At 72.6% G+C, this 24509-nt stretch carries 20 protein-coding genes and 1 pseudogene; 5 read left to right on the plus strand and 16 right to left on the minus strand.

Going from position 1 to position 24509, the window contains the following annotated elements; genetic code table 11:
- Positions 1–110: 110 nt before the first annotated feature.
- The 7 genes and pseudogenes from AB0761_RS26015 to AB0761_RS26045 all read right to left on the minus strand — a co-directional run bounded on the left by AB0761_RS26015 (position 111) and on the right by AB0761_RS26045 (position 6919).
- Positions 111–782, minus strand: coding sequence for a class F sortase (locus AB0761_RS26015; RefSeq protein WP_377271566.1), 672 nt, complete (start codon positions 780–782; stop codon positions 111–113).
- 135 nt (positions 783–917) lie between these two features.
- Complete coding sequence (locus AB0761_RS26020) at positions 918–1691, minus strand: hypothetical protein (protein WP_377271567.1); 774 nt, start codon at positions 1689–1691, stop codon at positions 918–920.
- Positions 1692–1957: 266 nt separating this feature from the next.
- Positions 1958–3226 (minus strand): beta-ketoacyl-ACP synthase II, encoded by a 1269-nt coding sequence (gene fabF / locus AB0761_RS26025; RefSeq protein WP_377271568.1) that lies wholly within the window; start codon positions 3224–3226, stop codon positions 1958–1960.
- Between the two features lie 111 nt (positions 3227–3337).
- A complete protein-coding gene (locus AB0761_RS26030) occupies positions 3338–3580 on the minus strand; it encodes an acyl carrier protein (RefSeq protein ID WP_055588451.1) in 243 nt (80 codons plus the stop codon).
- Between the two features lie 64 nt (positions 3581–3644).
- The gene (locus tag AB0761_RS26035; RefSeq protein WP_377271569.1) at positions 3645–4691 is read right to left on the minus strand and encodes a beta-ketoacyl-ACP synthase III; all 1047 of its coding nucleotides are present in this window, start codon (positions 4689–4691) and stop codon (positions 3645–3647) included.
- Positions 4688–5650 carry an ACP S-malonyltransferase gene (locus AB0761_RS26040; protein WP_377271570.1) on the minus strand — a complete coding sequence of 321 codons (963 nt, stop codon included), beginning with the start codon at positions 5648–5650 and terminating at the stop codon, positions 4688–4690. The genes AB0761_RS26035 and AB0761_RS26040 overlap by 4 nt, the downstream gene beginning before the upstream one ends.
- Positions 5651–5741: 91 nt before the next feature.
- Positions 5742–6919: pseudogene (locus AB0761_RS26045) on the minus strand (PucR family transcriptional regulator).
- Positions 6920–7222: 303 nt separating this feature from the next.
- On the opposite strand from AB0761_RS26045, the gene AB0761_RS26050 reads away from it, so the two are divergent.
- On the plus strand, positions 7223–7996 hold the full coding sequence (locus AB0761_RS26050) for a pirin family protein (protein WP_377271571.1): 774 nt from the start codon (positions 7223–7225) through the stop codon (positions 7994–7996).
- Positions 7997–8042: 46 nt separating this feature from the next.
- Here AB0761_RS26050 and AB0761_RS26055 read toward each other — a convergent pair whose 3' ends face one another.
- Positions 8043–8876, minus strand: coding sequence for a serine hydrolase domain-containing protein (locus AB0761_RS26055; RefSeq protein ID WP_377271572.1), 834 nt, complete (start codon positions 8874–8876; stop codon positions 8043–8045).
- 147 nt (positions 8877–9023) lie between these two features.
- On the opposite strand from AB0761_RS26055, the gene AB0761_RS26060 reads away from it, so the two are divergent.
- Both AB0761_RS26060 and AB0761_RS26065 read left to right on the plus strand, forming a co-directional pair.
- Entirely contained in the window at positions 9024–9500 is a 477-nt protein-coding gene (locus AB0761_RS26060; protein WP_377271573.1) for a MerR family transcriptional regulator, read from the plus strand.
- Entirely contained in the window at positions 9497–10507 is a 1011-nt protein-coding gene (locus AB0761_RS26065) for an aldo/keto reductase (protein ID WP_377271574.1), read from the plus strand. Before AB0761_RS26060 ends, AB0761_RS26065 begins: the two co-directional genes overlap by 4 nt.
- Before the next feature lie 35 nt (positions 10508–10542).
- Here AB0761_RS26065 and AB0761_RS26070 read toward each other — a convergent pair whose 3' ends face one another.
- The 7 genes from AB0761_RS26070 to AB0761_RS26100 form a co-directional block, all read right to left on the minus strand.
- Positions 10543–10896: an MmcQ/YjbR family DNA-binding protein gene (locus tag AB0761_RS26070; protein ID WP_377271575.1), complete on the minus strand. Its 354-nt coding sequence runs from the start codon at positions 10894–10896 to the stop codon at positions 10543–10545.
- A gap of 39 nt (positions 10897–10935) precedes the next feature.
- Entirely contained in the window at positions 10936–12162 is a 1227-nt protein-coding gene (locus AB0761_RS26075; protein WP_377271576.1) for an acyltransferase, read from the minus strand.
- Positions 12149–13339 (minus strand): alpha/beta hydrolase, encoded by a 1191-nt coding sequence (locus AB0761_RS26080; RefSeq protein WP_377271577.1) that lies wholly within the window; start codon positions 13337–13339, stop codon positions 12149–12151. Before AB0761_RS26080 ends, AB0761_RS26075 begins: the two co-directional genes overlap by 14 nt.
- A gap of 533 nt (positions 13340–13872) precedes the next feature.
- Positions 13873–15060 carry an alpha/beta hydrolase gene (locus AB0761_RS26085; RefSeq protein ID WP_377271578.1) on the minus strand — a complete coding sequence of 396 codons (1188 nt, stop codon included), beginning with the start codon at positions 15058–15060 and terminating at the stop codon, positions 13873–13875.
- Between the two features lie 187 nt (positions 15061–15247).
- Positions 15248–15925 (minus strand): response regulator, encoded by a 678-nt coding sequence (locus tag AB0761_RS26090; RefSeq protein WP_377271579.1) that lies wholly within the window; start codon positions 15923–15925, stop codon positions 15248–15250.
- Entirely contained in the window at positions 15922–17250 is a 1329-nt protein-coding gene (locus tag AB0761_RS26095) for a sensor histidine kinase (protein WP_377271580.1), read from the minus strand. Before AB0761_RS26095 ends, AB0761_RS26090 begins: the two co-directional genes overlap by 4 nt.
- A 120-nt stretch (positions 17251–17370) precedes the next feature.
- Positions 17371–18081 (minus strand): TetR family transcriptional regulator, encoded by a 711-nt coding sequence (locus AB0761_RS26100; protein ID WP_377271581.1) that lies wholly within the window; start codon positions 18079–18081, stop codon positions 17371–17373.
- 380 nt (positions 18082–18461) lie between these two features.
- On the opposite strand from AB0761_RS26100, the gene AB0761_RS26105 reads away from it, so the two are divergent.
- Positions 18462–20060, plus strand: a complete 1599-nt coding sequence (locus tag AB0761_RS26105; protein WP_377271582.1) for an MFS transporter — start codon at positions 18462–18464, stop codon at positions 20058–20060.
- A 543-nt stretch (positions 20061–20603) separates the two neighbouring features.
- Here the strand turns inward: AB0761_RS26105 and aceE are convergent.
- Positions 20604–23354 (minus strand): pyruvate dehydrogenase (acetyl-transferring), homodimeric type, encoded by a 2751-nt coding sequence (gene aceE / locus AB0761_RS26110; protein ID WP_377271583.1) that lies wholly within the window; start codon positions 23352–23354, stop codon positions 20604–20606.
- 617 nt (positions 23355–23971) lie between these two features.
- Here aceE and AB0761_RS26115 point away from each other — a divergent pair.
- A complete protein-coding gene (locus AB0761_RS26115) occupies positions 23972–24412 on the plus strand; it encodes a DUF3052 domain-containing protein (protein ID WP_377271584.1) in 441 nt (146 codons plus the stop codon).
- Positions 24413–24509 lie beyond the last annotated feature (97 nt).

A 24509-nucleotide genomic window follows, 5' to 3' on the forward strand; every position in this document is an offset into this window, starting at 1 on the left:
CATTGTCCGGGCCCGCGTCGTCCGGCCCGGCATCGTCTGGCCCGGCAGCAGTGAGCCGCCCCCGGCAGAGCAGTGTCGCCGGGGGCGGTTCTTTGTCGTGGCGGTGCCGGTCAGGGCCGGCGGAACGAGTCCAGATGGGCGAAGACGACCACATTGGCCGTGTAGTCGCGCTTCTTGTGGTCGTAGGCGCCGCCACAGGTGATCAGGCGCAGCTGGGCCGACGGTGTGTCGGCGTAGACCCGCTCGTCCGGGAAGTCGTTCTTGCGGAAGACCTCGACGGAGTCCACCTTGAAGATGGCGGTGGAGCCGTCGGCCCGGATGATCTCGGCCTTCTGGCCCTTCTTCATCGCGCCCAGACCCCAGAAGACCGCCGGGCCCAGCTTGGTGTCCACATGCCCGAGCACCAGCGCGGTGCCGCGCTCGCCGGGGGTGGCGCCGGCGCCGTACCAGCCGACCAGATTGCTGTCGGTGTTGGGCGGCGGTTGAAGGATGCCGTCCTTGTTGAGGACGAGCCGGGTGAAGGGGGCGCTGACACCGATGGCGGGGATGGTCAGCCGGATGGGCGCCGCGGCGGGCATCGCCGGGCCCTGGGGGGCCGGGAGGTTGGCGGGCGCCGACGGCGGGACGGCCTGGGTGCGGCCCGCGACGGCAGGCGGTGGTGGGGCGGCGGCCGGGGTCGGTGGGGCGGCGGACCCGTCCAGGGAGCTGTGGATCATGAACAGGCCGAGCAGTACGGCTGCCCCGGCCAGCCGGAGCCGGCCCGCCCCGGCGTCGCGCCCCATGCGGTTCCCGGGTGCGGCAGGGTCCTGTCGATGTTCCGTGATGCCCATCCTGGCTGCCTTTCTGGAAGCGGCGTCGTGGCCACCGCCGTAGATCGGCGATGGCCACGACGGGTCGGTCAGCGGTGCGGGGCTGTGTCAGATGGCACGGCCGACGCTGTTGCGGCGGCGCAGGCTCCAGGCGCCGGCACCGAGACCACCCGCGAGCAGGACGCCACCGGCTGCGAGACCACCACCGGTGGCCATGCCGCCACCGCCGGTGTGCACGCCGCCGTGGGGCTTGCGGCCGAAGTCGCCGCCACCCCCGTAGCCGCCACCCCCGTAGCCGCCACCTCCGTAGCCGCCGCCGCGGCCGTTGTCGCCGCACCCGTGGCCGCCTCCGATTCCGCGGTCGCCCCGGCCGCCGCCGTCGCCCCGGCCGCCGCCGTCGCCCCGGCCGCCGCCGTCGCCGCGACCGCCGTCGCCGCGACCGCCGTCACCCCGGCCGCCGTCGCCGCGACCGCCGTCACCCCGGCCGCCATCGCCCCGGCCGCCGTCGCCCCGGCCGCCATCGCCGCGGCCGCCGTCACCGCGACCGCCGTCACCCCGGCCGCCGTCACCGCGGCCGCCATCGCCGCGGCCGCCGTCACCCCGGCCGCCACCCCCGCGGCCGAAGTCCTCGCAGCCACCGCCGCCGTGGCTGTAGTCCTCGCCCCAGCTCTTGGAGTCGCTGCCCCACTCCTTGCCCCAGCCCTGGGAGTCGTCCCCGCCCCAGTCGTCGCCCCCGCCCCAGTCCTTGCCGGAGTCCTTGCCCTGCACGTTGGACTGCCCGGACTTTCCGGGTTCCCAGGAGTCCGCGTGAGCGGCCGGAGCGGTGAAGGCGAGGGCGGCGGCGCTCAGCGCGGCGCCGGCGACAAACGTTCGTGCACGCATGGCGTTGACCTTCCAGCGCCTCCTACGATCGGTGACAGGAAGTCAACTCAGGGAAATCGCGGAGACACCACGATCACCGTCGGTCACCGATCGCGATCACGCCAGTCGACAGTCGCAATCGGGTGAGACGATGATTCTTTCGGCCGAATCGACGACCCCTCAGGATGTTCGAACAGAGCGTTCGAGCAGGTCGGAGGGGGTGTCCGGAGATGCCGACAGGCCCCGCCCGGAGCTCCGGGCGGGGCCTGTCTGACGGTCTGTCGGGATCAGTCCCGGCGGAAGGCGAGCACCACATTGTGACCGCCGAAACCGAAGGAGTTGTTGAGCGCCGCGATCGGGCCCTCCGGCAGCGGACGGGGGTCGACGCGCACGATGTCCGCGTCCACCTCGTCGTCCAGGTCGTCGACGTTGATCGTCGGCGGCGCGATGCGGTTGTGCAGCGCCAGCACGGTGGCCACGGTCTCGATGCCGCCGGCGCCGCCCAGCAGGTGGCCGGTCATCGACTTGGTGGCGGAGATCGCGACATGGTCCAGCTCGTCGCCGAGCACGTTGCGCAGCGCCTTCAGCTCGGCCACATCGCCCTGCGGGGTGGAGGTGGCGTGCGCATTGACATGCACCACGGACGCCCGGTCCAGTCCGGTGGACTCCAGCAGGTTGGTGAGCGCCGCGGAGATGCCGCGACCGGAGGGCTCCGGCTGCGCGATGTGGTGGGCGTCGGAGGAGAGCCCCTGGCCGATGGCCTCGCAGTAGACGCGGGCGCCACGGGCCGCGGCGTGCTCCGCGGACTCCAGGACCACCACACCGGCACCCTCGCCCAGCACAAAGCCGTCCCGGGCCTTGTCGTAGGGGCGGGAGGCGCGCTGCGGCTCCTCGTTGTTCTTGGACATCGCCATCATGTTGGCGAAGGCCACGATGGGCAGCGGGTGGATCGCCGCCTCGGTGCCGCCGGCCACCACGATGTCGGCGCGGCCGGTACGGATCATCTCGATCGCGTACCCGATGGCCTCGGCGCCGGAGGCGCAGGCGCTCACCGGGGTGTGGACACCGGCGCGGGCGCCGATCTCCAGCCCGACGTTGGCCGCCGGACTGTTGGGCATCAGCATCGGCACGGTGTGCGGGGAGACGCGGCGGACGCCCTTCTCCTTGAGCACGTCGTACTGGTCGAGCAGGGTGGTGACGCCGCCGATGCCGGAGGCCACCACCGCACCCAGGCGGTCCGGGTCGATCCCGGCGGACTCCTCGGTCGCCGGGGCGGCGAAGCCCGCGTCCGCCCAGGCCTCCCGCGCCGCGATCACGGCGAACTGGGCCGAGCGGTCCAGCTTGCGGGCCAGCGGCCGCGGCAGGACCTCTCCGGGCTCGACGGCTGCCCGTGCGGCGATCCGCACGGGCAGCTCGGCAGCCCACTCCTCCTCGAGGAGCCGCACGCCGGAGCGTCCGGCGAGCAGTCCCTCCCACGTCGACGCGGCATCGCCGCCCAGCGGCGTGAAGGCGCCGATACCTGTGACAACCACGGTGGTTCGGGTGTCAGTAGTCACTGGTCTCTTACTCCCACGTGTTCAGCGTGCGAGGCGGCGCTGGTGCCGAGGGGACGCCGGCATGCGCGTCGGCCTGACAGGAACTCAGGTGCCCCGAGGTCGGTTGGTGTGTCAGCTGTTGTCGATGATGTACGCGACGGCGTCGCCGACGGTCTTGAGGTTCTTCACCTCGTCGTCCGGGATCTTGACGTCGAAACGCTCCTCGGCGGCGACGACGACCTCGACCATGGACAGCGAGTCGACGTCCAGGTCGTCGGTGAAGGACTTGTCCAGCTCGACGTCCTCGGTCGGGATGCCGGCGATCTCGTTGACGATCTCGGCGAGACCTTCCAGGACCTCGTCCTTGGTAGCCATTGCGGCGCTCCTATCAGGGGTGTGTTGTGTGCTGCTTCGTGCCCGGGTGGGCACAGGTATTGACTTACGGGAGAGTAACGACTGTGGCCGCGTAGACCAGACCCGCCCCGAACCCGATGACCAGGGCCAGGTCTCCACTCTTGGCCTCGCCGGAGGCGAGCATCCGCTCCATGGCGAGGGGGATGGACGCCGCCGAGGTGTTGCCCGTCTCGGCGATGTCCCGGGCCACCGGCACCGAGGCGGGGAGCTTCAGTGCCTTGATCATGGCATCGGTGATCCGCATGTTGGCCTGGTGCGGGATGAACGCGCCGAGCTGGTCGGCGCTGATCCCGGCCGCGTCCAGCGCCTGCTGGGCGACCTTGGCCATCTCCCACACGGCCCAGCGGAAGACCGTCTGGCCCTCCATGCGCAGCGCGGGCCACTTGATCTCGTCGCCGGCGCCGTTGACCGCGTCCTCCTTGGCGAAGGCGGTGTCCCAGGCCTGGGTCTGCGAGATGACGTCCGCCTGGGCGCCGTCCGAGCCCCAGACCATCTTGCCGATGCCGGGCTCGGCCGCCGGGCCGACCACGACCGCACCCGCGCCGTCACCGAAGATGAAGGCGGTGGAGCGGTCGGAGGTGTCGGTCAGGTCGCTCAGCCGCTCCACACCGATCACCAGGACGTACTCGGCGCTGCCGGTGCGGACCATGCCGTCGGCGAGGCTGAGGCCGTAGCCGAAGCCCGCGCAGGCCGCGGAGATGTCGAAGGCGGCCGCGGTGCCGCAGCCCAGCCGGTGGGAGATCTCGGTGGCGATCGCCGGGGTCTGCTTGAGGTGCGAGACGGTGGAGACCACCACCGCGCCGATCTGCTCGGGCGCGATGCCGGCCTGGGCGATCGCCTTGCCGGCGGCCTGCACCGACATCTCCGAGACGGTCTCCTCGGGGCCCGCCCAGCGGCGCTCGCTGATGCCGCTACGGGTGCGGATCCACTCGTCGGAGGAGTCGATCCACTGCAGGACCTCCTCGTTGGGGATCACCCGGACGGGACGGTAGCCGCCCACGCCGTAGATCCGCGAGAAGTCCGCGCCGCGGCTCGGCCGGATACGCGCAGGGGCGTCATGGGTCTCTGTCATGCGTTCACGCCTTCCGTCGCGGGCAGCCGGATCGGCTCGCCGTGCTTGGCGACCAGCTCGCGGGCCTTGTCCAGGTCGGCGGGGGTCTTCAGGGCCAGGGTCTCGATGCCCTTGAGGTTGCGCTTGACCAGGTTGGTGAGGGTGCCGGCGGGCGGCACCTCGATCACGCAGGTGGCGCCGATCTCCTGCAGCTTCTCCATCACCAGGTCCCAGCGGACCGGGTTGGAGACCTGGGAGACCAGGCGGCTCAGCACCTCGCTGCCCCGCTGCACCACTCCGCCGTCCTGGTTGGAGACATAGGCGGTGGCCGGGTCGGCGACCGGGATGCCGGGGGCGATCTTCGCCAGCGCGTCCACACCCGGCGCCATGTGCTCGGTGTGGAAGGCGCCCGCCACGCTCAGCGTCACCAGCCGGACGCCGGCCGGCGGGTCGCCCTTCAGCGCCGCCAGCTGCTCCAGGGTGCCGGCCGCAACGATCTGCCCGCCGCCGTTGTTGTTGGCGGCGGTGAGGCCGTGCTCGGCCAGCTTGCCGGCCACCTCGGCCGGGTCGCCGCCGAGGACGACGGTCATCCCCGTCTCGGTGACGGCCGCGGCTCCGGCCATGGCCAGCCCGCGCTGCCGTACGAAGGCCATCGCGGACTCCGCGCTGAGCACACCGGCAGCCGCAGCGGCGGTGATCTCACCCACGCTGTGGCCCGCCACCGCGCCGACCTGCCCGAAGGCGGCGGCGTCGGGCAGCAGGGCATGGCAGGCGGCCAGGCCGGCGGCGACCAGCAGCGGCTGGGCGACCGCGGTGTCCTTGATCTCCTCGGCGGAGGCCTCGGTCCCGTAGTGGACCAGGTCGAGTCCGGCCACGGCGGACCACCAGTGCAGCCGGTCGGCCACACCGTCCACCTCGAGCCAGGGGGCGAGGAAGCCGGGCGTCTGAGCGCCTTGTCCGGGAGCGACGAGTACGAGCACGGAATCAACCCTCTCCTGCCGGACACTCCGGCACGGGTAGACGGCGGTTACCAAGAAACTACATGCGGTTTGTGGGTTCCCTACAGTGGCCTCACCTGTGGTCGCCCGGGGCGTCCAGACGGCCCAGTGCCAGGGCGATCCGCAGCGTGAAGGCGGAGCGTACGTCGGACGGCGTGTACCCCGTGACGTCAGTCACACGTCGCAGCCGGTAGCGGACGGTGTTGGGGTGGACGAAGAGCATCCGCGCGGCACCCTCGAGGGACGACGCCTGCTCCAGGTAGACCGAGAGCGTCTCCAGCAACGCCGACCCCGCCTCCTCCAGCGGGATGTAGATCTCCTCCACCAGCTGGCGCCGCGCTGCCTGATCCCCCGCCAGCGCCCGCTCCGGCAGCAGATCGTCCGCCAGTACCGGACGTGGCGCGTCCGGCCATGCCCCGCACGCCCGCAGCGCCCCCGATGCGGCCTGCGCGGAGCGGGTCGCGGAGAGCAGGTCGCCGACGGTGGGGCCGACCACCACGGGGCCGGGGGCGAACTGCCCGATCAGCGCCCGTGCGGCATGCATGGGATCCATGGACCCGCCGACCACCACCACCAGACGGCTGCCCAGCACCCCCGTCAGCACATGCAGCCGGGCGCGGCGGGCGGCCCGCCGGATCGCCTCCACCACCAGCTCACTGTCGCCGTCCGGGGCGCTGCCCATCACCACCAGCACCTGCGCCGGGGAACCCCAGCCCAGAGCGGCCGCCCGGGACAGCACCCCCTCGTCGGCGTCGCCGGAGAGCGCGAGTTGACCACCAGCGCCTCCAGGCGGGCGTCCCAGGCGCCGCGTGCCTCCGCAGCCTGGGCGTACACCTGCGCCGTCGCGAACGCCAGCTCCCTGGCGTACACCAGCACGGCCTCGCGCAGTCCCGCCTCGTCCCCCGGGGCGGCCAGCTCGTCGATGGCCTCCTCGACCACCTCGATGGAGATCCGGATCATCTCCACGGTCTGCCGCAGGGTGACCGCCCGGGTCAGCTCACGCGGTGCCGTACCGAAGACATCGGTGGACATCGCCTGCGGCGCCTCGGGATGGCGGAACCACTCGGTGAAGGCGGCGATCCCGGCCTGTGCCACCAGTCCGATCCAGGATCGGTGCTCGGGCGGCATCCGGCGGTACCAGGACAGCGTCTCGTCCATCCGCTGGATCGCATTGGTGGCAAGCCGTCCCGACGCCTTCTCCAGTCGGCGCAGGGTGGCGGCATGCCGTTCGGCGGCGAGCTTGCGCTCCATCGCGGTGCCGCGCGGCGAACCGCGCCGGGCGGGCTGAGGGACGGCGGCGTCGCCGCCGCTCCCGGCACCGGCGGAGGAGCGGGACGTCGGGGCGGCCTTCACGGCTTTCTTCGCTGCGTTGTTCGCTGAGGCGGCTGGCACAGCACTAGCGTGCCTCACCCGCGGCCGTGCTTTTGCACACGCCCCCGCCCGACAACGGTGGCAACCGTCACATATCCGCAGGTCGCCCCGGAACGGGACGGCGTTCCCGATATCTTCCGCAGGTCCGCCGCGCCGCCCCCGGCCATCCGAACGGAGCCAGCCGTGACCGACCAGCCCCGCCCCCGCGCCGAGGTGCGCCGCGCCGCCGAACGCTACCGGTCCACCCCCGCGGACGGTGTCGAGACCCGGCACGCCTTCTCGTTCTCCGGCCACTACGACCCCAGGAACACCCACTTCGGGGCGCTGCTCGCCTGCAACGAGGAACTGCTGGCCCCCGGTGCCGGCTTCGAGCAGCACCGGCACCGCGACGTCGAGATCGTCACCTGGGTGGTCGAGGGCGCGCTCGCCCACCGCGACGACCGCGGCCACGCGGGCGTGGTGCGGCCCGGCATGGTCCAGTACCTCGGCGCCGGTTCAGGGGTCGCGCACACCGAGCGGAACCTCGGCGGCGCCGCCGAGCCGGTGCGCTTCGTGCAGATGTGGCTGCAGCCCGACCGGTTCGACGCCGAGCCGGTCTATGGGCTGGCCCGGCCCACCCCCGACGACCGGGGCGTCACCCTGCTGGCCTCCGGCATGGAGCGCGACGCCGACCGCGGCGCCCTGCGGCTGCACCGCCGCGACGCGGCGCTGCACCATGTCACGGCCGGTCCCTGGCAGCCGCTGCCCGAGCTGCCCGACGCGCCCTTCCGCCACCTCCACCTGCTGCGCGGCTCGCTGGGCTTCCGCACCGGCAGTGGGCCGCACGGCACCGGCCGGGACCTGCGCCCCGGCGACAGCGCCCGGATCACCGGCCCGGCCCTGGTCGCCCCCACCGCGGGCGAGGACGGCGCCGAACTGCTGCTCTGGGAGATGCACTCCGCGCTGCTGCTGGGCTGAGCGCGGCGACCGCCGGTGGCGGAGGACCGGGCGTCCCCCTGGACGGTCAGCGGGTCAGCTCGGCCAGCACCGCGTCGGTGAAGGGCGGCCAGGCGGCAGCGGCCCAGGGGCCGAAGTCCCGGTCGGTCAGGCAGACGCAGGCCGCACCGACGACGGGGTCGACCCAGAGGAAGGTGCCCGACTGCCCGAAGTGGCCGAAGGTCTGCGGTGAGCTGAGGGCGCCCGTCCAGTGCGGGGACTTGCCGTCCCGGATCTCGAAGCCCAGCCCCCAGTCGTTGGGCCGCTGGTGACCGAAGCCGGGCAGCACACCGCTCAGCCCCGGGTAGGACACCACCCGGGTCGCCGCCTCCACCGTGGAGGGGTGCAGCAGCCGGGGGGCCTGCAGCTCCGCGGCGAACCGCGCCAGGTCCGCGGCGGTGGACACCCCGCCCGCCCCGGCGGGCGCCCGGTGGCCGGTGTCGATCCGGGTCGCCGTCATGCCCAGCGGCTGGAACACCGCCTCGGCGGCGTACTGCGCGAAGGGGATCCCGGCCGCCTTCTCCAGGGTCTCGGCCAGCACGTCGAATCCGGCGTTGGAGTAAAGCCGCCGGGTCCCCGGTGCCGCCATCGACCGGTGCTCGTCGAAGGCCAGCCCGGAGGTGTGCGCCAGCAGATGCCGCACGGTCGAGCCCTCGGGCCCCGCCGGGTCGTCCAGCTCGAAGACGCCCTCCTCCACGGCGACCAGCGCGGCGTAGGCGCTGAGCGGCTTGGTCACCGAGGCCAGCGGGAACTCCCGCTGCTGCGGTCCGTACGAGCCCAGCACCGCCCCGTCCGCTCCCCGCACCACCGCCGCGGCCGCCGTGGGCACCGGCCACTCCCCGATCACCTGCAGACTCTCCATGCCCCCGACTCTACGGGCCGCCCCGGAGGGCCCGGGTTGCGGGCACCGGCCGACGCGGCCGCCCGGGAGACATTTGCTTGGAGTGCACTCAAACTCGATAGCGTCGCTGTTGTCGCACGGACCGGCAGACCACCAGGGGGTAGCGCCATGGCCGTCGCCCGACCGATCACCCGATCCACCACCTCCACCGCGTCCTCCGTCTCCGCCGCCTCTTCCGATGCCGAAGCGCCCGACGACAGCCCCCGCTACACCATCAGCGAGGTGGCCGCCCGCAGCGGGCTCACCGCGCACACGCTGCGCTGGTACGAGCGGATAGGCCTGCTGGAGCAGATCGACCGCTCCTACTCCGGTCAGCGCCGCTACAGCGACAAGGACCTCGGCTGGCTGTCCTTCCTCGGCAAGCTCAGGCTCACCGGCATGTCGGTCGCCGACATGGTCCGCTACGCCGAGCTCGTCCGGGCCGGTGAGCAGACCGTCGGCGAGCGCCACCAGCTGCTGTACGACCACCGCGAGGAGGTGCGCCAGCGGATCGCCGATCTGCAGGCCACCCTCGCCGTCCTCGACCACAAGATCAGTCTCTACTCGGACGCCGCCCCCGCGGCGGAAGGGAAACCCACCGTATGAGCACCGGCCTTCCCACCACCACACTCGGCAGCAACGGCCCGGTCGTCGGCGTCCAGGGCCTTGGCTGCATGGGCATGAGCGAGTTCTACGGCCCGACCGACACCACCGAGGCCCTCGCCACCCTGGACCGTGCCCTGGAACTGGGCGTGACCCTCTTCGACACCGCCGACATCTACGGCTCCGGGCACAACGAGGAGCTGATCGGCCCCTTTGTCCGCGCCAACCGCGACCGGGTGGTGCTCGCCACCAAGTTCGCCATCGAGCGGCGCGCCGACGACCCCGGCTACCGGGGCGTCAACAACAGCCCCGAGTACATCAGGGCCGCCGTCGACGCCTCGCTGCGGCGGCTCGGTGTGGAGGTGATCGACCTCTACTACATGCACCGCCGTGACCCCGGGGTGCCGCTGGCCGAGTCGGTGGGCGCCATGGCGGAGCTGGTGGCGGCGGGCAAGGTCCGCCACCTGGGCCTGTCCGAGGTGACGGGTGCGGAGCTGCGGGAGGCGCATGCCGTGCACCCCATCGCCGCACTGCAGTCGGAGTGGTCGATCTTCTCCCGCGATGTGGAGCGGTCCGCCGTCGGGGCGGCGGCTGAGCTGGGGGTCGCCTTCGTGCCGTACTCGCCGCTCGGCCGGGGCTTCCTGACCGGGGCGTTCGCCTCCGCAGGGGAGCTGACCCCGGACGACTTCCGGCAGTACCAGCCGCGTTTCAGCGGCGACAACGCCAAGGCCAACGCCGCACTGGTGGAGCCGATCCGGACCATCGCCGCCGCCCGCGGGGCGACCCCGGCGCAGGTGGCGCTGGCCTGGGTGCACCAGCGGGCCGGGGTGCACGGCCTGAGCGTGGTGCCGATCCCCGGCACCCGCAGGCGCAGCCGGCTGGAGGAGAACACCGCGGCGGCGACGCTGCACCTCACGGCCGAGGAGCTCGGGCAGCTGGAGCCGATCGCGGACAAGGTGGCCGGGGAGCGCTACCCCGACATGAGCTCGACCTCCGCCGCCCGCGAGTAGCCCCGCCCGGCGAGGCGCGGCCGGCGCCCGGCGGCTCAGCCGCCCGGCCCGGCCGCGTCGAACTCGCGCACCAGCCGCTTGGGCGCAGTGCTGCGCCAGGCCTCGGTGAGCAGCCCGCGCAGCTCGTCGCCGTCGACCCGGGCCAGCTCCACCTGCACCCAGCCGAAACGGCCCACATAGGGTGCGGGCCGGAAGGTCTGCGGATCGGCGGCGACCAGCTCGGTCTGGTCCTCCCTGGACGCCTTCACCGTGACGGAGCCCGACTCCGGCGTACCCATCGCGAAGATCTTCTCGCCGATCCTGAGAGTCACCTCCGTCTCCCAGGTCAGCTGCTGGGTGGCCCGGGGCAGGGCCAGCCCCATGGCTGTGAACTCGTCGAAGGTCACCACCCCCACAGGGTAGGGGCCGGGTCCGACAGCGGGGCTCCCTCACACCACGGCCAGCGCGTACACCGCGAAGCAGGCCGCCAGCGCCCCTGCGGCGGTGCGAACCGCCCGGGGCACCCCGGTCCATGGCGTCTCGAAGCGTCGGGTCAGCCGGCCGATGCCCAGGAGTGCGGCGGCGAACAGCGGCAGCCAGCAGAGCCTGGCGGCCACCCAGCCCAGCGAGTCCGGCGCTCCGGTGAGCCCCGGCACGCTGCCGAAGGCGGCGCTGGGCACGGCCACGGCCAGCATGGCGCTCTGGTGCCAGCAGAAGATCGTCATCGCTGAGAGGTTGACCGCGACCACGGGTGCCCACAGCGCCGGCCTGCGCAGCCATCGGCCCAACCGCTGCCGCAGCAGCACCGCGGCTCCGCACTGCGCCGAGGCCAGCGCCAGGACGAGCAGGGACGGCGGGTGGGAGTTGGTCCGGGCCTCGCCGGGGACGCCGACCATGCTCGCCGGGTAGTGGAACACCAGCAGCAGCACCGCGAAGAGCGCCGCCCCGCCGCAGAGCAGCAGCCAGGCGCCGCGCCGCCCGAACCGCCCCATGCCCCAGGCGACACCCAGCTGGTAGGCGAACAGCCACCCGGGCAGCAGATTGACCAGCGCCAGCCAGTCCGGCACAGCCGATGCCCACGGCCCGTAGCGCAGCAGGTCGACCACCGCCACCGCGCCGAGCAGCGGCGCTGCCGCCCAGCCGCCGAGGCGGCGGGCAGCCCTGACGCTGTACGGGGTGAGCGCGGTGACCCCGGCGTACACACCGACGAACCACAGCGGCTGGACCACCAGTACCGCTCCGGTGCGCAGGGTGGCGCCGGGCACCCCGGACGCATGCAGCAGTGGCAGCAGCAGCGCCCAGACGGCCGTGACACCGACGACGGGACGGCCCAGACGGGCCAGGCGTCCGCGCAGCCAGGCGGCAGTGCTGTCGCCGCGCTCGGTCGCCCGGCGCAGCGACAGCACCGAGGCATGGCCGCCGACCAGGAAGAACACCCCGAGCATCTGCAGCACCCAGCTCACCGGGGCGAAGAAGCCCAGATGGCTGAGGGGGCTGGCATTGTGCAGGGCGCCGTCGTCGGAGCGGGTGAGGCCGCCGAGCAGCCAGTGCCCGGTCGGGACCGCCATCAGGGCCAGGGCCCGCAGGCCGTCCAGGGCGCGGTCGCGGTGGGCGGGGGTGCGGGCGTCCACGCGGAGTGCGGCACGGCGCAGCCGGCCGAGGTCATCCGAGGTCATGGCGGCACTCCTGGTCATCGGTGGCGCAGTGGACGGCGGGGTAGTCGCCGAGTGCGATGTCGGCGGCGTTGGCGAGGGAGTCGGTGCCGGGTGCGAGATAGCCGGTGTGGCCGTGGGCGCGGTCCGCGGAGACCACCCGGGCCCCGAAGCGCGGGTCGACGGGGTCGGCTCCGTGGCCCAGGCCGGCGAGGGAGAGATGGGGGACCCGGCTGATCCAGTCGGAGCCGTCGCGCGCGGCCCACAACCGCACCCCGGTGCGCAGTCCGGCGGCGTTGCCGGAGTGCATCCCCGGAGAGCCCAGCACCACCAGGTCGGAGGCCTCGGCGGTGGTCACGGAGGAGGCGGCGATCCCGCACACCACGGAGCCGTAGCTGTGGCACAGCACCGCAGGCGGCGCGGCCGGGTGGGTGGTGGCGGCCAGTCCGGCGAGGAACCGGGCGAGCCTGGGGGCGCCCGCCTGTGCGAGCCGGGCGGTGGCGGCGTCGACTCCCAGCCCGACCGGGGTGGTGTAGCCGACCCAGGCGATGGTGGCCGCCGGGGTGTCCGGCTGCTGCCGGCGCATCTGTTCGAGCAGGGAGCGTGCCATGCCTGCCGGGGTGCCGTAGGGGTCGCGGTCGCGGTCGAAGGAGCCCAGATCGATGTCGGAGCCCGGTACCACCACGGCCACCCTGCGGGCCGCTCGCAGATCGCCGTACACCTCGGCGATCTGGCCCCGGCCGCGCGGGTCGAAGGCCAGGATCTGCCGTCCGGGCCGTAGGAGTGCGGTGTACCGGGCCGCTCGCTGCCGGGCCTCGGCGTGGTCCTGCGGGGTGAGGGCGGGGTCTTCGGCGCGGGCCAGTTCGCGGCGCCGCTCCATGCGAAGGGCCAGGGCGTTGGCGGTGTACCTCAGGGTGACGGGTGCACCGTCGAGGTTGCCGACGACCAGCGGGTGCCGTACGGCCAGCGCCTGTTGCTGATCATGCGTCAGTGAGGCCAGGAGGGTGGCGACTTCACCGGGCCTGCCGGTCGCCGGGTCCGGCAGGTGCCGTCCCTGGGCGGTGTCGGCCAGCCAGTCGCCGGTGCCGGGTGGCGGCCCGGTCACCGGCGTCTGTTCGGAGGCGGTCGCCCAGCCTGTCGTGCCGGTGACGGCGGCCGCCGTCAGCACGACGGCGATCAGGGCGCGCTTGAGGCGTGGCATGGGTGGTCTCCCTCGTCCGGCTGTGCCGCAGCCGCGGAGGACCCGTCGGCCGGCGGAGGGAAACTAGGAGTGCGTCGGGTGACGGGGCGTCACCCCGGGGAGCTCACTCCGTACCCCTACCGTGGTAGGGCCGGTACTGGCCGCGGGGAGCGCCTCGGGAGCCCGCTGCCCCCCGCCTCACTGCCCGCGCCCGGACGCTGCCTGCGCCGATGCTGCCCGTGCGGCGGGGGCGGGGGGTTGGTAGCGGGTGCCCGGAGAGCGCCGCGCCGGGCGGGCCGGGATGTCCGGGCGGTACGGCATCCCCGGGCGGCCGGGCGGCCGGGCGGCCGGGCGCTGGGCACGCTGTGCGGCCGGGGCCTGCCGCGCGGTTTGCGCGCCTGCGCCCCGCAGCGCGCCTTCACCTCGCCGCACGGCCATGAGGCTCCGGCGGGCGCCTCCGGTTGGTGCACGCCCGGCTCGGCGCGGGCCCGCTGAGGCCGTGCTGTGCGCGGTCTGCGGGAGTGCGCAAGGTCAGGGAGCCGGGGCCCCGGGTGTCATCGCACGTCGCCGTAGCGGCCGAGTGCGATCGCGGTGAAGTTGCGGAGGCTGTCGGTGCCCGGTGCGAGATAGCCGGTGTGGCCGTGAGCACCGGCGGCGGAGACCACGCGGGCGCCGAACTCGGGCTCGACGGGGTCGGCACCGTGGCCGAGCCCGGCGATCTCGACATACGGCACGTCGCCGATCCAGTCGCTGGAGTTGCGGGCCGCCCACAGCCGGACACCGGTGCCGAGCTGGGAGGCGTGCTCGACGCCCATGCCGGGGCTGCCGAAGACCACCAGGTCGGTGACACCGCTGGGGTCGGCCGCCGTGCGTATGCCGGCGTGGATACGGGGGGCCGCGGAACCGCAGACCACGGATCCATAGGAGTGGCAGAGCAGGGTCGGCGGCGGGGCCGACGGAAGGTCGGTGACGGCGAGCCCGGCGAGCAGACGCTCCAGCCGGGGCGCGGCGGCTTCGGCGAGGCGTGCGGTAGCGGCGTCCGGGCCGATTCCCACGGGGGTGGTGTAGCCGGCCCAGGCGATCACCGCGGTCCGGACGCCGGGTTGCTGCCGCTCCTCCTCGCCGTGGAGGGCGCGTGCCATACCGGCGGGGGAGCGCAGCGGGTCGTCCACGCGGTCGAAGTGCCCGAGGTCGATGTCGGCTCCGGGGACGACCACGCCGACCCGCTGGGCGGTGGTGAGATCGCCGTACACCTCGGCGACCAGTCCCCGGCCGCGGGGGTCGAAGGCCAGCAACCTGCGGCCCGGACGCAGCAGCAGGTCGCAGCGGGTGGCCCGGTCGGTGGCCGCCGCCCGCTCGGCGGGGGAGAGGTGCGGGTCGGTCGCCCGTGCGCGGGCCGCACTGCGCTCCGCCGCGACGGCGAGGGCGTTGGCCCGGTACCGCAGGGTGATCGGCGCCCCGTCGAGGTTTCCGACGATCAGCGGATGGCGCGCCGCCAGGGCGTTCTGCTGGGCCCTGGTGAGCCCGGCGAAGAAGGCCGCCACCGCCGCCGGTGCGGCGGTCGCCGGATCGGGCGGGGTGCGGCCGTCGACCCGCTGGTGGTTCCAGGCCGCGCTGCCCGGCGGGGGAGTGGTGATGGGGAGCTGCTCACCTGCGACGGCCGCCCCGCCGGCCGCGGCTCCGGTGTCGGCGAGCACGGCGACGGCGGCGAGCACGGCGATGAGGAGGCGCTTGAGCCGCATGGAGGTTCCTCCTGGTCCGCCGACTGTCGAGCAGGCGGCGCCCGGAGGCCCCCGCTGTGCCATGTGCAGACGGTCAGACTAAACGGCGGCTGATGCTCTTCCGGACCAGGGATCAGCGGACAAATGCCATCACATTGGGCAAAGGCCATGCGTCCCGGCAAGCTTTCACTGCCCGATCACATCCGGGTCACGTCGCTCCGGGGGTCACCAGACCCGACTCATAGGCGAACACCACGGCCTGGGCCCGGTCGCGCAGACCGAGCTTGGCGAGGATCCGCCCCACATGGGTCTTCACGGTCTGTTCGGCCAGTACCAGGGTCCCTGCGATCTCGGAGTTGGACAGGCCCCGGGCGATATGCTCCAGAACCTCCGTCTCGCGGGGCGTCAGGCCGCTGAGCCGCAGACCCGGGTCGCGGCGCGGAGCCGGACGCCGGCGGGCGAAGTCCTCGATGAGGCGGCGGGTGACCGAAGGCGCCAGCAGCGCCTCCCCGGCGGCGACCACCCGTACGGCGGCGATCAGATCGGCGGGCGGTGCGTCCTTCAGCAGGAAACCGCTGGCCCCGGCGCGCAGCGCCTCATAGACGTAGTCGTCCACGTCGAAGGTGGTGAGCATCAGCACCCTGGGCCGGTGCACCACGCCCGGCGGTGGGGAGAGCAGCCGCCGCGCCGCCTCCAGCCCGTCCATCTCGGGCATCCGGACGTCCATCAGCACCACGTCCGGATGCGTACGGCCGCTCACCTCGACAGCCTGCCGGCCGTCCGGTGCCTCACCGACCACGTCGATGTCGGGCTGCGCCGAGAGCAGCGCGGCAAAGCCGGCCCGCACCATGGCCTGGTCGTCGGCGATGATCACCCGGATGGTCATACGGTGCGCTCCTGGTCGGGGGTGGGGACGGTCTCGGGGTCGGGACCGGCGGCGTCCAGCGGGATCACCGCGGCGACCCGGAACCCCCCGTCGGGCAGCGGCCCGGCGTCCAGTCTGCCGTTGAGCAGTCGCAACCGCTCCCGCATGCCGACCAGCCCCTGACCGGTCCCCTGCAAGGAGTGCTCGACCGGGGCGACGGGATGCGGCGGTATGCCGTTGACCACGGTGATCCGCATGTCGGCGGCCCCCCGCCGGGCCCCCTCGGCGCTGACCGAGACCCAGGTGTGCGCGCCGGGTGCATGGCGCACCACATTGGCGAGCGCCTCCTGCACGATCCGGTACGCCGACAGGTCCACGGCCTGCGGCAGCGGCCCGAGGCCGCGGACCCGCTCCGAGACGGCCAGTTCGGCTTGGACACCGGCCCGGGCCACCGCCTCCACCAGCTGGGGGAGCCGGTCCAGGCCCGGCTGCGGGGCGCGCTCGCCCACCGCGTCCTCGCTGCGCAGCACCCCCAGCAGACGGCGCATCTCCGTCAGCGACTCCCGGGCGGCCGCGCCGATGGCGGCGAACTCCCCGCAGGCGGCCTCGGACAGCCCGGTGAGCCGATAGGGGGCGCTGTCCGCCTGGACCGTGATCACCGACATGTGGTGCGCCACCACATCGTGCAGCTCGCGGGCGATCCGGGTGCGCTCCTCCAGCAGCGTGCGCCGGGCCCGCTCCGCCTCGCTGATGTGCTCCTGCTCGGTGAGCCGGCGCTGTGCCTCGGCGCGCTCGCGCAACGCCCCGACCAGCAGCAGCACACCGCCGCTCAGGGTGAACGCGGTCACGGTCATGGTCGTCCCGACCCGGCCGGGCACCACCAGATCCACCCCGAACCCGGCCGCCCCGGTGGCCAGCCAGACCGCCATCAGCACCCGGCGGCTCTCCCGCAGGGCGAGGGCCACCATCAGAAAGGCGTAGCCCACCACGGCAGGCGGGGTCCAGGGCCACGGCGCACCGGCGCTGTCGCCGGCGAGCACCACCAGCGCGGTGGCCAGATCGGCGGCGGCGATCACCGCCCAGGCCCGCAGCGGACGGGTGACCGCGAGCAGCAGGGGCACCGTCTGCGCGGTGGCCAGCAGCCCCGCGATGCCGCTGTTCAACCCGTAGTCATGGGCCAGCAGCGTCGTGGCACTGGGGAGCAGTGAGCTGATCAGCAGGACGGCGACCGCGTACGGAAGCAGCCGCAGCCAGCGCTGCGGTGCGCCGCCGAGCAGCGGCGGACGGGCTGCGGAGGGGGCGGTGAGCGGGCGGGCGAGGTCTCGCAGCAGCCGTGGTGCGGGCACGGTGGTTCCTCGGTGTGCGGGGTGGTGGGCTCTCCTGACCGTAGGGGCACGGCGCCCGTGAGACGTCATACCCCGGGGTCGATCTCACCGTAGTACCCAGGTACGACACCCCGGCCGCGTTCAGCCGCCGCGGTGCCAGTCGCCCGCCAGCGCCGGGCCCAGCTGCTCCAGATGACGGTCGATCAGGGCCAGCATCCCGGCCGGCCCGCCGTCGAGGTCCGAGTGCCGGGTCGACCCCCATGCCTCATGGGCCGCGTGCATGACCGCCCCGAAGACCGCAGCCAGTACCCGGGGCCGCAGGTCGGTGGCGGGATCGACCCCCTCCCGCTCCGCCAGGATCCCGGTGACCAGCTGCTCCTGCTCGGCGAGGTTGCGCAGATGGGCGGCGAGCAGGGTGGGGGTCGACTCGATCAGCTGGATGATCTCCAGCGCGGCGGTGACCGAGTTGGCCCCGGTGATGTCCAGGCTCTGCCAGGTCTCCCGGATCGCGGCCCGCATGGCCTGCAGCGGGCTCTCCTCGGCGGGGCGGTCGCGCAGGCACTGGATGAAGTGGTCCTCGGCGTCGGCCATGACCGCCAGGGCCACCTCCTCCTTGTTGGCGAAGTAGCGGAAGAAGGTGCGCTGGGAGACGTCGACGGCGGCGGCGATCTCGTCCACCGTGGTGGGGCCGAAACCCTGGAGCAGGAAGAGCTCATGGGCGGCCCGGACCAGGTCGTCACGGGTGCGCTTCTTCTTGCGCTGGCGCAGCCCGGCCATGGGTTCGCAGGCGGCCGTGATCCGGCAGCGCGCTGCGGGGGACGCGGCCGGGGTCCGCACGGTCTGCTGCGCCACGGTGCGACCTCCGCTGTTCTCTTCCTGCCGCTCTGTTCCCGGCCACGATACCGGGGAGACATCTGTCAGTAATCGCCACTGGGCAGCATTTGTCAAATGTCACACGCTGACATAATGTGCCGAGCGGTGGCGCCCGCTGGGCCTGAGGCTCGTGGGGACGGGCGGCTGAGGGGCGCCACCCTCTGCAGGCCGTGCAGCAACGCCGCAGCGGAACCGCAGCCGACCCCAGACCGACCGCAGACCGACCGCCGCCCACCGCAGAGTGACCGCAGGTCATCGCAGCACGATCGCGCGTGACCACGCAGCGACCAGGCGGCGCGACCGCCGCACAACCCGAGCGCCGCACCACCCGGTGCCGCACCCGTCCGGGAGGGACGTCGATGAGCCAGACAACCGCCAAGACCACAGCGGAGAAGCGGGACACGGCACCACCGACCAAGAGCGGCGGACTGCGGGGCCACCCGTGGCTGACGCTGCTCACCGTGGCCGTCGGCGTGATGATGGTCGCTCTGGACGGCACCATCGTGGCCATCGCCAACCCGGCGATCGCCAAGGACCTCGGCGCCTCGCTCGCCGACATCCAGTGGGTCACCAACGGCTATCTGCTGGCCCTCGCGGTCTTCCTGATCACCGCGGGCAAGATCGGTGACCGGTTCGGCCACCGCAACACCTTCCTGGTCGGTGCGGTGGGCTTCGCCGCCTCCTCGGCGGCGATCGGGTTCGCCGGCTCGATCCAGCTGATCATCGCCTTCCGGGTGCTGCAGGGCCTCTTCGGCGCACTGCTCCAGCCGGCCGCGCTGGGCCTGCTGCGTGGCGCGTTCCCGGCCGAGAGGCTCAACATGGCGATCGGCATCTGGGGAGGCGTCATCGGCGCCTCCACCGCCGCCGGTCCGATCGTCGGCGGACTGCTGGTGGAGCACGTCAGCTGGGAGTCGGTCTTCTTCATCAACATCCCGGTCGGCCTGATCGCACTGGCGCTCGGCCTGTGGATCCTGCGCGACGCACGCTCGGAGAAGGCGGCCAAGTCCTTCGACATACCCGGCATCGTGCTGCTCTCGGGCGCGATGTTCCTGCTGGTGTGGGGGATCATCAAGGCGCCGGTCTGGGGCTGGGGCGACGCCCGCACGCTGGCCTTCATGGGCGGTGCGGTGGTCGCGGGTGTGGCCTTCGCCTTCTGGCAGACCCGGGCCGCCGAGCCGCTGATCCCGCTCGGCCTCTTCCGTTCGGTCTCGCTCTCCGCGGGCGCCCTGCTGATGGTGCTGATGGCATTCTCGTTCTTCGGCGCGGTCTTCTTCGTCACCTTCTACCTGCAGAACGTGCACGGCATGTCGCCGGTCGACAGCGGTGTCCACCTGCTGCCGATGACCGCCATGATGATCGTCGGATCGCCGATCGCCGGTGCGCTGATGGCCAAGATCGGCCCGCGGATCCCGATCGTCGCCGGCATGCTCTTCACCGCCGCGGCCATGTTCGGGATGTCCACGCTCGAGGCCGGTTCCGGCAGCGGCGTCATGTCGCTCTGGTTCGTGCTGATGGGCCTCGGTCTCAGCCCGGTCATGGTGGGCGCCACCGAGGTCATCGTGGGCAACGCACCGCTGGAGCTCTCGGGCGTGGCCGGCGGGCTCCAGCAGGCCGCGATGCAGGTCGGCGGCAGCCTGGGCACCGCCGTGCTGGGCGCGCTGATGGCCGCCAAGGTGGACGACGTACTGCCCGGGAAGTGGGCCGCCGCCAAGCTGCCTCCGGTCTCCGGAGCCCAGTACGAGGGACTCAAGCAGGCGGTGCAGGTCGGGACCGCCCCGGTGCCGAAGGGCACCCCCGCACCGGTGGCGCAGCTCATCGCCGGGGTCAGCCACGACGCCTTCGTCAGCGGGATGTCGCTGGCGTTCATGGTCTCCGCGGTGGTCGCGCTGGTGGCGGCCGGGCTCGGCCTGCTGACCAGGCGCGGCAGTGTCGACACCGGTCCTGGCGTGCACATCTGACGCATCGTCGACATTGGTCGGGCGTCCGGCCGGCGCCCGGCGGTCGTCAGCGGAACGGCCCCGCCTCCCTCCTCGGGAGCCGGGGCCGTTCCGCTGTGCGCATGTCGCGGCGGTCGGACGCTCGTTCGAGTGATCCCGGCGGGAAACCCTGGTGCGGGCCTCAGGTGGGACGTCAGTCTGGTCGTGGACCGGCGCCCGAGGCGGGCGCCCTCACGGGGGAGGTTGTGTCCGATGCTTCATGCTGCCGCTGTTGTGAGCACCGCCGCCGGATGTGCTGTCGCGCAGACCGACGGAGCGGTGACGGCCGCTGCGCCCGTCACCGGGAGGCCGACCGGGTACGGGGCCGCCCCGACGATCACGACCGGAGCGACCGGCACGGCCGCGGCCGACCGCGCCGAGGGGGTCGGTCCGGGCTTTTGCTGCCGGGGCCGACCGGGCCCGGCCGCCGTCGTCGGTGTCCCGGTATGCCGCAGGGGCCGGCCTCCGGGTAAGGAGTCCGGCCCCTGCGACGGGGTCACGCCGTACGACGCGTACGGGTACCGGTCAGGCGTCGCCGCCGGCCGCGCCCGGGTCGGCGGAGGCCACATCCAGCAGCTGGTAGCGGTCGATGGCCGCCTTCAGCACACTGCGGTCCACCTTGCCCTCCTTGGCCAGCTCGGTCAGCACCCCGACCACCACCGACTGCGCGTCGATGTGGAAGAAGCGCCGCGCCGCGCCACGGGTGTCGGCGAAGCCGAAGCCGTCCGCACCCAGCGACTGCCAGGTGCCCGGCACCCAGCGGGAGATCTGGTCCGGCACCGCCCGCATCCAGTCCGAGACCGCCACAAAGGGGCCCTCGGCGCCGGTGAGCTTGCGCGTCACATAGGGCACGCGCTGGTCCTCCTCCGGGTGGAGCAGATTGTGCTCCTCGCACTCCACCGCCTCGCGGCGCAGCTCGTTCCAGGAGGTCGCGGACCAGACATCGGCCTTGACGTTCCACTCCTCGGCGAGGATGCGCTGAGCCTCCAGGGCCCACGGCACCGCGACACCCGAGGCGAGGATCTGGGCCGGGATCTGGCCCGTCTCGCCCGCGCGGTACCGGTACAGGCCCTTGAGGATGCCGTCCACGTCCACGTTCGCGGGCTCGGCCGGCATCTGGATCGGCTCGTTGTAGACGGTGAGGTAGTAGAACACGTCCTCACCCTGCGGGTGTTCGGCACTGGTGCCGTACATCCGCCGGATGCCGTCCTGCACGATGTGCGCGATCTCGAAGCCGTAGGCCGGGTCGTAGGCCACCACCGCGGGGTTGGTGGAGGCCAGCAGCTGGGAGTGGCCGTCGGCGTGCTGCAGGCCCTCACCGGTCAGCGTGGTGCGGCCCGCGGTGGCGCCCAGCACAAAGCCGCGCGCCAGCTGGTCCGCCATCTGCCAGAACTGGTCGCCGGTGCGCTGGAAGCCGAACATCGAGTAGAAGACATACACGGGGATCATGTGCTCCCCGTGCGTGGCGTAGGACGAGCCCGCCGCGATCAGCGAGGAGGTGCAGCCGGCCTCGGAGATGCCGTCGTGCAGCATCTGCCCGGTGGGCGACTCCTTGTAGGCCAGCAGCAGCTCGCGGTCCACCGACTCGTAGGTCTGCCCCATCGGGTTGTAGATCTTCGCCGAGGGGAACAGCGAGTCCATGCCGAAGGTGCGGTACTCGTCCGGTGCGATCGGCACAAAGCGGTTGCCGATGCCCTTGTCCCGCATCAGGTCCTTGAGCAGCCGGACAAAGGCCATCGTGGTGGCGATGGACTGGTTGCCCGACCCCTTCTTCAGGGCCTTGTAGGTGTCGTCGCCCGGGAGTTCCAGCTTTGTCGGCCGCACCTTGCGGGTCGGCATGTAGCCGCCCAGCTCCTTGCGGCGGTCGTGCATGTACTGGATCTCCTCCGAGTTCCGGCCCGGGTGGTAGTACGGCGGCGCGCCGGACTCCAGCTCCTTGTCCGTGATCGGAAGGTGCAGCCGGTCGCGGAACCGCTTGAGGTCCTCGACGGTCAGCTTCTTCATCTGGTGGGTGGCGTTGCGGCCCTCGAAGTTGGGCCCCAGCGTCCAGCCCTTGACCGTCTGCGCCAGGATCACCGTCGGCTGGCCCTTGTGCTCCTGGGCTGCCTTGAAGGCGGCGTACACCTTGCGGTGGTCGTGGCCGCCGCGGCCGAGGTGCTGGACCTGCTGGTCGGTCATGGACTCGACCATCTTGCGCAGCCGCAGGTCGCTTCCGAAGAAGTGCTCCCGGATGTAGGCGCCGGTCTCCGTCGCATAGGTCTGGAACTGGCCGTCCGGAGTGGTGTTGAGCTTGTCCACCAGCACACCGTCGCGGTCCTGGGCCAGCAGCGGGTCCCAGGTGCGGTCCCAGATCAGCTTGATCACATTCCAGCCGGCGCCGCGGAAGACCGACTCCAGCTCCTGGATGATCTTGCCGTTGCCGCGCACCGGGCCGTCGAGGCGTTGCAGGTTGCAGTTGACGACGAAGGTGAGGTTGTCCAGGCCCTCGCGCGCCGCCAGCGACAGCTGGCCCAGCGACTCCGGCTCGTCCATCTCGCCGTCTCCCAGGAACGCCCAGACATGCGACTGGGATGTGTCCTTGATGCCGCGCGCGTCGATGTAGCGGTTCATCCGGGCCTGGAAGATCGCTCCCAGCGGGCCGAGGCCCATGGAGACGGTCGGGAACTCCCAGAAGTCCGGCATCGAGCGCGGGTGCGGGTAGCTGGACAGGCCGTAGGGCGCCTTGGACTTCTCCTGGCGGAAGGAGTCCAGCTGCTGCTCCGAGAGCCGGTCCAGCAGAAAGGCGCGGGCATAGATGCCGGGGGAGGCGTGGCCCTGGAAGAAGATCTGGTCGCCCGAGGCCCCGTCGGCGTCCTTGCCGTGGAAGAAGTAGTTGAAGCCCACGTCGTAGAGGGACGCGGAGGAGGCGAAGGTGGCGATGTGGCCGCCGACGCCGATGCCGGGGCGCTGCGCCCGGGAGACCATCACGGCCGCGTTCCAGCGGGTCGCGTTGAGGACCTTGCGCTCGATCTCCTCGTTGCCGGGGAAGAACGGCTCGTTCTTGGTCGCGATCGTGTTGATGTAGTCCGTGCTGCGCATCTCGGGCACGGCGACACGCTTCTCGCGGGCGCGCTCGATCAGCCGCAGCATCAGGTAGCGGGCGCGCTCACGGCCACGCTCGTCGATGGCCGCGTCGAGCGACTCCAGCCACTCCGCGGTCTCCTCAGGATCAAAGTCCGGGACCTGGCTGGGAAGGCCGCCAATGATGATCGGGTTGCGATCGGATCCGGAAGCCACGCTGTTCCTTCACTGTCGGTCGTAACTGAGATGGTGTCGCGCCGCCTCCATCGTGTACCGCGCTCGGAGATCCGCATCTCTACCGATGGGTAACCGGCTTGGCCGGTTGGCAGGCCGGTCAGGCGTCGAAACGTCGGCCGCTCGCTGGAGCGGGCGGCGCTGCCCGCTCCCTCGGCGCCCGCACGCCCCGGTGCCGGTTGTTACGACGAGGTGGCCCGACCGGTGCCGGTCAAGGCGAGGTGAGGGCCGACAGAAGACTCTACGCCGCGCCTTGCGGTGCACTCGAACGGCGCCCGTATCGCGGGCACCTCCGCAGGGGGTCGCGAACCGCCCGCGGGCGGCGTGCGTATCCTCCCGGCGCGCGTCCCGCAGATGTCCCCGGGGTGGGCGGCCGGCGGACGGGCAGTGGCCGGGAGGCGGCCCCCCGGCTTCGCCACGCCCGGCCAGATCGGGACAAATAGGTGTGACAGCCGCCACAATCGGTGGCGAGGCTTGGTGCGACACGTCAACGTTTGGGCGGGAACGTGCGCCGGGTACTTGCGCTAACAGCCCAGCCCGTGTGGACTACGGCCACAAGCTCGGCACCGGCGCCGGGCCGGATACAGGAGGTCATTCCCGTGAGCGCGACCGCGGACCCCGCGGAGGACAGGTCCAACCCGGCATTCCGGTTGGGCTTCGAGTCTGGACAGGTGGTCCAGGAGCTCGGGTACGACGAAGACTGCGACCAGGAGCTCCGGGACGGGATCGAGAGCCTCACCGGCACCGATCTCGTCGATGAGGACTACGACGACGTCGCCGACGCCGTACTGCTGTGGTTCCGTGAGGATGACGGGGATCTCACCGACTCCCTGGTCGACGCCCAGGAGTACCTCGCGGACGGTGGCCTGGTGTGGCTGCTGACCCCGAAGACCGGCCGCGACGGCCATGTCGAGGCCAGTGACATCGCTGATGCCGCACGTACCGCGGGCCTGTCCCAGACCAGCTCGGTGACCGTCGCCAAGGACTGGGCCGGCACCCGCCTGGCCACCCCCAAGACCGCCCGCCCGGCCAAGCGCTGAGCGGACCGCCGTCGGCAGGCCGCAGCAGCGGCCGCCGAGGCAGGCCCCGCCGGAGTACGTCCGGCGGGGCCTGCTCCCATGTCTGCGTTCACCCAGG

This window comes from Peterkaempfera podocarpi (assembly GCF_042466665.1).
Lineage (GTDB): Bacteria > Actinomycetota > Actinomycetes > Streptomycetales > Streptomycetaceae > Peterkaempfera > Peterkaempfera podocarpi.

Coding starts and splice junctions, on each gene's coding strand:
- AB0761_RS26020 (WP_377271567.1), bottom strand. CDS start 1,691: ATGCGTGCACGAACGTTTGTCGCCGGCGCCGCGCTGAGCGCCGCCGCC.
- AB0761_RS26065 (WP_377271574.1), top strand. CDS start 9,497: ATGAGCACCGGCCTTCCCACCACCACACTCGGCAGCAACGGCCCGGTC.
- AB0761_RS26080 (WP_377271577.1), bottom strand. CDS start 13,339: ATGCCACGCCTCAAGCGCGCCCTGATCGCCGTCGTGCTGACGGCGGCC.
- AB0761_RS26105 (WP_377271582.1), top strand. CDS start 18,462: ATGAGCCAGACAACCGCCAAGACCACAGCGGAGAAGCGGGACACGGCA.
- AB0761_RS26085 (WP_377271578.1), bottom strand. CDS start 15,060: ATGCGGCTCAAGCGCCTCCTCATCGCCGTGCTCGCCGCCGTCGCCGTG.
- AB0761_RS26090 (WP_377271579.1), bottom strand. CDS start 15,925: ATGACCATCCGGGTGATCATCGCCGACGACCAGGCCATGGTGCGGGCC.
- AB0761_RS26060 (WP_377271573.1), top strand. CDS start 9,024: ATGGCCGTCGCCCGACCGATCACCCGATCCACCACCTCCACCGCGTCC.
- AB0761_RS26030 (WP_055588451.1), bottom strand. CDS start 3,580: ATGGCTACCAAGGACGAGGTCCTGGAAGGTCTCGCCGAGATCGTCAAC.
- AB0761_RS26035 (WP_377271569.1), bottom strand. CDS start 4,691: ATGACAGAGACCCATGACGCCCCTGCGCGTATCCGGCCGAGCCGCGGC.
- AB0761_RS26075 (WP_377271576.1), bottom strand. CDS start 12,162: ATGACCTCGGATGACCTCGGCCGGCTGCGCCGTGCCGCACTCCGCGTG.
- AB0761_RS26015 (WP_377271566.1), bottom strand. CDS start 782: ATGGGGCGCGACGCCGGGGCGGGCCGGCTCCGGCTGGCCGGGGCAGCC.
- AB0761_RS26055 (WP_377271572.1), bottom strand. CDS start 8,876: ATGGAGAGTCTGCAGGTGATCGGGGAGTGGCCGGTGCCCACGGCGGCC.